The sequence below is a fragment of the Daejeonella sp. genome, assembly GCF_046590655.1.
In the GTDB taxonomy this organism is placed as follows: domain Bacteria; phylum Bacteroidota; class Bacteroidia; order Sphingobacteriales; family Sphingobacteriaceae; genus Daejeonella.
In genome coordinates this window covers 1-6,942 of the sequence record NZ_JBKJUM010000156.1, presented here as the reverse complement: position 1 = coordinate 6,942, position 6,942 = coordinate 1, and the positions used below count along the sequence as shown (strand labels likewise).

General features: G+C 40.2%; 10 protein-coding genes and 1 pseudogene. All 11 read left to right on the top strand.

Going from position 1 to position 6,942, the window contains the following annotated elements:
- The first annotated feature begins 1 nt into the window (after window position 1).
- On the top strand, window positions 2–100 hold the full coding sequence (locus tag ACLL8Z_RS14455) for a multicopper oxidase domain-containing protein (RefSeq protein ID WP_411275501.1): 99 nt from the start codon (window positions 2–4) through the stop codon (window positions 98–100).
- Window position 101: 1 nt separating this feature from the next.
- Window positions 102–170 (top strand): heavy metal-binding domain-containing protein, encoded by a 69-nt coding sequence (locus ACLL8Z_RS14450; protein WP_411275500.1) that lies wholly within the window; start codon window positions 102–104, stop codon window positions 168–170.
- Between the two features lie 46 nt (window positions 171–216).
- Entirely contained in the window at window positions 217–432 is a 216-nt protein-coding gene (locus ACLL8Z_RS14445; RefSeq protein WP_411275499.1) for a hypothetical protein, read from the top strand.
- Window positions 433–2,502, top strand: coding sequence for a heavy metal translocating P-type ATPase (locus tag ACLL8Z_RS14440; protein WP_411275498.1), 2,070 nt, complete (start codon window positions 433–435; stop codon window positions 2,500–2,502).
- A gap of 156 nt (window positions 2,503–2,658) precedes the next feature.
- The gene (locus tag ACLL8Z_RS14435) at window positions 2,659–3,162 is read left to right on the top strand and encodes a TlpA family protein disulfide reductase (RefSeq protein ID WP_411275497.1); all 504 of its coding nucleotides are present in this window, start codon (window positions 2,659–2,661) and stop codon (window positions 3,160–3,162) included.
- Complete coding sequence (locus ACLL8Z_RS14430; RefSeq protein WP_411275496.1) at window positions 3,159–4,370, top strand: sialidase family protein; 1,212 nt, start codon at window positions 3,159–3,161, stop codon at window positions 4,368–4,370. Before ACLL8Z_RS14435 ends, ACLL8Z_RS14430 begins: the two co-directional genes overlap by 4 nt.
- 47 nt (window positions 4,371–4,417) lie before the next feature.
- Window positions 4,418–4,711 carry a DUF6122 family protein gene (locus ACLL8Z_RS14425; RefSeq protein ID WP_411275495.1) on the top strand — a complete coding sequence of 98 codons (294 nt, stop codon included), beginning with the start codon at window positions 4,418–4,420 and terminating at the stop codon, window positions 4,709–4,711.
- Between the two features lie 235 nt (window positions 4,712–4,946).
- On the top strand, window positions 4,947–5,606 hold the full coding sequence (locus ACLL8Z_RS14420) for a DUF305 domain-containing protein (RefSeq protein ID WP_411275494.1): 660 nt from the start codon (window positions 4,947–4,949) through the stop codon (window positions 5,604–5,606).
- 54 nt (window positions 5,607–5,660) lie between these two features.
- A complete protein-coding gene (locus ACLL8Z_RS14415; protein WP_411275493.1) occupies window positions 5,661–5,978 on the top strand; it encodes a four-helix bundle copper-binding protein in 318 nt (105 codons plus the stop codon).
- Between the two features lie 120 nt (window positions 5,979–6,098).
- Window positions 6,099–6,641 carry a hypothetical protein gene (locus ACLL8Z_RS14410; RefSeq protein WP_411275492.1) on the top strand — a complete coding sequence of 181 codons (543 nt, stop codon included), beginning with the start codon at window positions 6,099–6,101 and terminating at the stop codon, window positions 6,639–6,641.
- A gap of 32 nt (window positions 6,642–6,673) precedes the next feature.
- Window positions 6,674–6,917: pseudogene (locus ACLL8Z_RS14405) on the top strand (efflux RND transporter permease subunit); the annotation flags it as partial.
- Window positions 6,918–6,942 lie beyond the last annotated feature (25 nt).

Sequence of the window (6,942 nt, the reverse complement as noted above, 5' to 3'; positions counted from 1 at the left end):
CATCATTCCATTTGCATCATTAACTGGTGTCTTTGTTTTTCATTGCCACAATCTTGAACACGAAGATGATGGCATGATGTTACAATATCAATTGGCTTAAAATGATTTATTACACCTTTTCAATGCATGCTGAAGTGATTTCAGATAAGCCTGGCAAATGTCCAAAGTAAAATTAATAGAAAAAAATAGCATGCTATTTCAAAATACCAAAGGACCATGCAAAGGAAAACAAATTGGTACGTAATCACAGGAGGACTAAGTTCAGGTAAAATTACTACAGTCAATTTACATAAAGAAAGAGGATACATAACAACGTTTGAACCTGCCCGACATTCTCTCGATACTCAGCACCTGAAAGGAAAAACTACGGAGGACGTTTTGCCTTTGGATTACCGCCCGAATTCTTTACAGATTTCACCAATAAAAACCTAAATGGAAAAGCACCATTCTGAAATCCCGGCAAAAAAAGAAGAACAAGATCATTTCAAAATGGATCACAGCAGTATGAAGCATGGATCCAATCCATCGATGGGACATGAAGGGCACAATCATGCCATGATGATCGCTGATTTCAAAAAGCGATTTTATGTCGTGCTGGCGCTCACTATCCCCATTATGCTTTTATCAGAAATGATACAGCACTTTATTGGTGTAGACTGGCAGTTTACAGGTTCGTCCTATATCTTATTCGCCTTATCATCGGTTGTGTTTTTTTATGGAGGATGGCCTTTTTTGAAAGGGTTAGTTGATGAGGTAAAGGCGAAAAATCCAGGCATGATGTTTTTGATCGGCTTTGCCATAACGGTAGCCTACGTTTACAGTGTAGCCATCGTATTTGGTTTGGAAGGCATGGATTTTTTCTGGGAATTGTCAACTCTGATTCTCATCATGCTTTTAGGGCATTGGATCGAAATGAAATCTATTGCCGGCGCATCCAAAGAACTGGAATTGTTAGTACAATTAATGCCTGCTGATGCGCACATGGTGATGCCGGATATGGTGCATGATGTAAAGACTGATTCACTCAAAGAAAATGATATTATTCTGGTTAAACCCGGTGAAAAAGTGGCAGCAGATGGAGTTGTACTGGAAGGTGAAAGTTACCTCAATGAATCCATGCTCACAGGTGAATCAAAGCCTGTACAAAAAGGTAAAGGGGATAAAGTAATTGCAGGCGCCATTAATGGCAGCGGCTCTTTAAAAGTTACCGTATCCCACGCTGCCAAAGACTCTTACCTCTCCCAGGTGATTAAGCTGGTAGATGATGCGCAAAAGTCTAAATCCAAAACGCAGCTACTGGCAGATAAAGCAGCACGATGGTTAACCGTAATTGCTCTCGTTTCAGGTATAGCTACATTTTTGTATTGGTATTTAACCGGCCAAACCCTGGCATTTGCTATGGAAAGGATGGTAACGGTCATTGTGATTTGTTGTCCGCACGCACTAGGATTGGCAGTGCCACTAGTGGTAGCAAAATCAACGGCTTTATCCGCAAAAAATGGCTTACTGATTAAAAACAGAACAGCGTTTGAGAATTCAAGAAAAATCACCACAATTGTATTTGACAAGACTGGTACTCTTACGGTAGGTAAATTCCAGGTATCAAAAATTGTCTCTTTGCAAAATGGCCTTAATGAAAACGAGATCATTCGTTTAGCCGCTGCTCTGGAACAAAAATCAGAACATCCTATAGCAACAGGCATTCTGCAAAAGGTAAAAGAATTATCCCCGCCTGACGGACGGGCAGGCCTCGCTATTCCTGCAACAGAAAATTTTACCGCCATCACCGGTAAGGGTGTTGAAGCTAAAGTAGAGGGCAAAAAGGTTTTGGTAGTCAGTCCGGGTTATTTAAAAGAAAAAAATATTGCTATCCCCGATAATTTCGTGGCTAACGATACGGAAACAGTTGTGTTTGTACTGATCAATGATGAACTGGCTGGGTATATCGCATTATCAGATGAGTTACGTCCTGAATCAGCGGAAGCCATTAAAACCTTAAAGGAGCACAATATTAAATCTCTTCTCCTCACTGGCGATAACGATAAAGTCGCGAAAAGCGTAAGTGAAACATTGGGAATGGATAGTTTTATGGCGCAGGTGTTACCTCATCAGAAACTCGAAAAAATAAAAGAGCTGCAAAGTAAAGGCGAGTTTGTGGCTATGACAGGGGATGGAGTGAACGATGCGCCTGCCTTAGCCATTGCCGATGTAGGGATTGCAGTAGGCAGTGGCAGCGATATAGCCGCTGAAACAGCCGGAATTATTTTGGTGAATAGTAATCCAAAAGATGTGGTGAACCTGATTTTATTCGGCAAGGCCACTTACCGCAAGATGATTCAAAACCTGGTTTGGGCGACGGGGTATAACGTGATCGCATTGCCTCTGGCGGCAGGGGTTCTGTACAATCAGGGGTTGTTATTAAGTCCGGCCGCAGGTGCTGTTTTAATGACAGTCAGTACGATTGTGGTAGCCATTAATGCAAGTATGTTAAACGTGAAGTAGTAGCGCGTTGCATTGCAGTTTGTGTTATGCTTTATTGTTATTCTTTCCCCGACTGCGATAAATAGCTATTGATTTATTAAAAAACGGCCTTTTATTAGGTAGATTGCTTTATGTGAAGTATAGTATAGGCTTCTCATTTTTTAAAAATGCCTAAGAATGAAGACAGCACTCCAAATAGCGATAGCATTGTTATTATGCTCAGCAGCCTGTAATACTGCAGAGAGACCGAATCCTGTATCGTACGAGAATAAAAAGGAGCTTACCAACATTCGCTTAACTGGTTTAGATCAACAAGCTGTAGATTTGGGAAAATATAAAGGCAAAGCCGTTTTCATCAATTTTTGGGCTACCTGGTGTAAACCATGCCTTTCTGAAATGCCTTCCATCGAAAAAGCGCAGAATCTTCTCCGCAATGAGGAGATAATATTTCTACTTGCATCAGATGAAAGTGTTGAACAAATTACTGAGTTTAGAACCAAGTATGATTATAAATTCAATTATGCAAGAATAGATAACAGCGAGGACATGGATTTTCAAGCGCTTCCAACCACTTTTATTTATAGTCCGGAGGGTCGTCTCGTGTTTTCAGAGCCGGGCGAAAGAAAATGGGACGATTCTGCAAATATTAATATGATACTGAAAATAATAAAAGCGAAATGACCAGACAACTTCTAACCCTACTTATATCGATCTTCCTATTTGCCTGTGATAACCCGGAAAAGAGTGCGCGCGATCAAAAAGAGATTCTAGAACTTCTGCCTTCTCCTGTCGATTCTGTGAGTGCTGAACCTTATTTGTTTACCGATAAAAACGGTATGGTGTATCTATCATGGATTGAAATAGCAAAAGGCACGAGTTTCCTAAAATTTTCTAGTTTAAGTAACGATGAGTGGTCGAAACCAGTAGTTATAGCTTCGGGCGATAACTGGTTTGTCAACTGGGCAGATTACCCGATGCTGGCATCTGACGGGGATGGTAATATGATCGCTCACATTTTGGAAAAAAGCAACAATGGTACATATACGTATGATGTTAAGCTCTTTGTTTCTTCAGACAAAGGAGTAAACTGGAGCCCCTCAGGGATACTGCATGATGATGGTAAAAAAGCAGAACACGGCTTTGTTTCATTACTCTCCGATAAGGGACATTATTTTGCTTCATGGCTCGATGGCAGAAATACGGCAATGGACGGCAGCACAGGACATGGAGAGGGACATCATGGAGCAATGTCTCTAAGGGCAGCAAATATTACAAAAACAGGTTTAAAATCCGATGAATGGGAGCTGGATAACAGAGTTTGTGATTGCTGCCAGACAAGTGCAACTCTTACTGCAAACGGGCCTGTTGTGATTTACCGAGACCGTTCAGAACTTGAAATCCGGGATGTTTCAATCGTTAGATTAGTAGATGGCAAATGGACCAAACCCAAACCTATATTTTCTGATAATTGGAAAATTTCGGGATGTCCCGTTAACGGGCCGAGAGCGGATGCGCTGGGAAATAACCTTGCGATAGCCTGGTTTTCTGCCCCAGATAAAATGGGAAAAGTGCAGGTCACTTTCTCTAATGATGGGGGAGCTACGTTTACTAGCCCTGTTAAAATTAATAAATCCGAAACCATTGGCCGCGTAGATCTCGTGTTGTTGGATGATAAAAGCGCAATGATAAGCTGGATGGAAGGCTCAGAGATAAAGGCAGCCAGGGTATACAGTAATGGTAAGAAAGAACCCTCTATGGTTGTTGCTTCTTCTTCCGAATCGAGGTCAGGCGGATTTCCCCAAATGACAAAATCAGGAAAAAGAGTGATTTTTGCATGGTCTGATACTAAAGAAAAAACCATTAGGACTGCTAGTCTCATGCTGAAATAATAGGCTCTTTGTTTTCTCCTTAATTCTATATACTACTCGTGTTTTTTATGTTTCACATGCTCCTCCATTTTATAGTTCCTGCAATAATCGCAGCTCTGTTTTATAGAAAAATGCCCTTCAAAGCATGGCTGATCATGATGGCAACCATGGCAGTAGATCTGGATCATTTAGTGGCTGATCCCATCTATGATCCCAACCGATGCAGTATTGGATTTCACCCCTTGCATTCTTACCTGGCTGTGGGTATTTATATAGGACTGTTATTCATTCCACGTATGCGATTAATTGCTGTTGGCTTAGTTATACACATGATCCTTGATTATGTGGATTGCTTTATATGAATTACTTTGAGATATGCGGAAATAGATGTGAAAACACTTGCTTGCGCTCTGCCAACTACCATAATGGTTTCACCCGAGGGGGACACTGTTTTTAGGCAAGAAGGAACAGCCGTCAAAAATTAGAACAAAACCCCCGATGGATTGTCTATTCTACAGACTATATGAATAATCATGAAATTCTGATATAGCCGCAAGCCTTCCTTGATATTGTTTAATCAACATTAAATCTTTAATTATGAAAACGAACACTTTAATTATTGGTGCTCTCGCACTTTCACTCAGCTTTTCAGCTTGTCAAAATAAAGCATCCAAGACTGAAACAGATCATTCTGATATGGATAGTAATGATATGGACATGGACTCGATGTCGATGAGTTCCGGAATGAAATCCGGAATGGATAAGATGATGAATGATATGCATCAAATGAAGATGACCGGAAACATAGACAATGATTATGCGATGAACATGAAAAACCACCATCAGGCCGCAGTTGATATGGCTCAGGCAGAGCTTGAATCCGGGAAAGATGATGATTTGAAGAAAATGGCTCAAAAAATCATTGATGCTCAAAAATCAGAAATTAATGAATTACAGTCTTTTCTTGATAATCATAAAAATCCTGAAAAAAATTATGATCCTGCAATGAAAGAAAAGGGTTTTGCTAAAGTCATGGATCAAAACATGACAATGATGATGGATATGCCAAAAATGGATCAAAGTTCTTCAACCGACAAGCACTTTGTACAGATGATGATACCTCATCACCAGAGTGCAATTATGATGGCGGAAGGATTCGTTCAATTTGGAAAAGATCCGGGATTAATTTCGATGAGCAGGAAAATAATAGCAGACCAGAAAATGGAAATTGATCAGTTTAAAAAATGGAGCGAATAACAATTATCAATCTTAATCAGTAAAATTATGTCACATCAGAAATTTCAAGATTGCATGGATGCTTGTGTAGCATGTGCAGTAGCCTGTAGCCATTGTGCTACCGAATGTTTAAAAGAAGATGATGTTAAAATGATGGCTCGGTGCATTCAACTGGACATGGAATGTGCTGCTCTATGCCGGGCAGCAGCAGAAATAATGAGTTTGGGTAGTGAATACAGCGCCCACTTATGCAGAATATGTGCAGACGCTTGTAATGCCTGTGCCGAAGAATGCGAAAAACATGCTGAAATGGGGATGGAGCATTGCATAAAATGCGCAGAAGCTTGCCGCCAATGTGCTGAAACTTGTGAGCAAATGGCAACAGCGGTTTAGAGATGTTTTAAAAATGGCTATCGAGCAGTCAATAGACCTGCTGGATATCTTGCCTGCTTTAGAGGGTGCTTAAAAAATGTTTCTTAAACTAATCGCAGGAGTTTCAACAATCTAAGAGGGATGAATAATCTAAATCCTACCATTTTCATCATACCAGTTATAGCTTTAACCCTTTTAGGGATATTTTATGTCTTTTTCTTAAAGAAAACTACCAACAAATCAAGTTATAAATACCTGATTTTTATACTATTCATCCTTGCGTTTTTCCTTAACCTTGTATGGGAATTATTGCAGGGCCCGTTATATTTTGGTTATAATTATGATGCGCAGCATATAACTTTTTGTGCACTAGCTTCTGTAGCTGATGCGAATATGGTAGTGCTGCTTTATTTTGCTTTAACGCTGATTTACAAAAATGTATTTTGGATTCGCGAATTAACGGTTAAACGAATTCTTCTGATTATGGTAATTGGGGGGATCGGAGCTATAATTTTTGAGCTCAGACATATAATGGCGGGCAGTTGGGTGTATTCAGATTCTATGCCCATTATACCATATACTAGCGTGGGTCTCTCCCCTGTTTTACAATTCACGCTTCTGCCCGTCGGGATTTATCTTCTAAGTGGATATTTTTTAAAGGGCAGGACTGCTCATATAATGTAATTTGCTTGTCAACTACTTCCAGAGGGAAATAGATAGATCACGTAATTACTCTCCATACTCCGGGAATGGATCTGGGGGAACAGCGGGCGGTAACAGGACTGGTATGTCAAGTTTGCTCTTCAAAATGTCGCTGGCGTAAATGAGATTGCTTCTTTCGGAGGCTTTCAGAAGCAATATCAAATCAATATAGATCCTAATAAGCTTACTTATTATAAACTCTCCTTAAGCGATATTATCAGGACGGTTAATACCAATAATAACGAAGCCGGTGGGCGGATGTGCTTTAATTTCTAAGGCATTC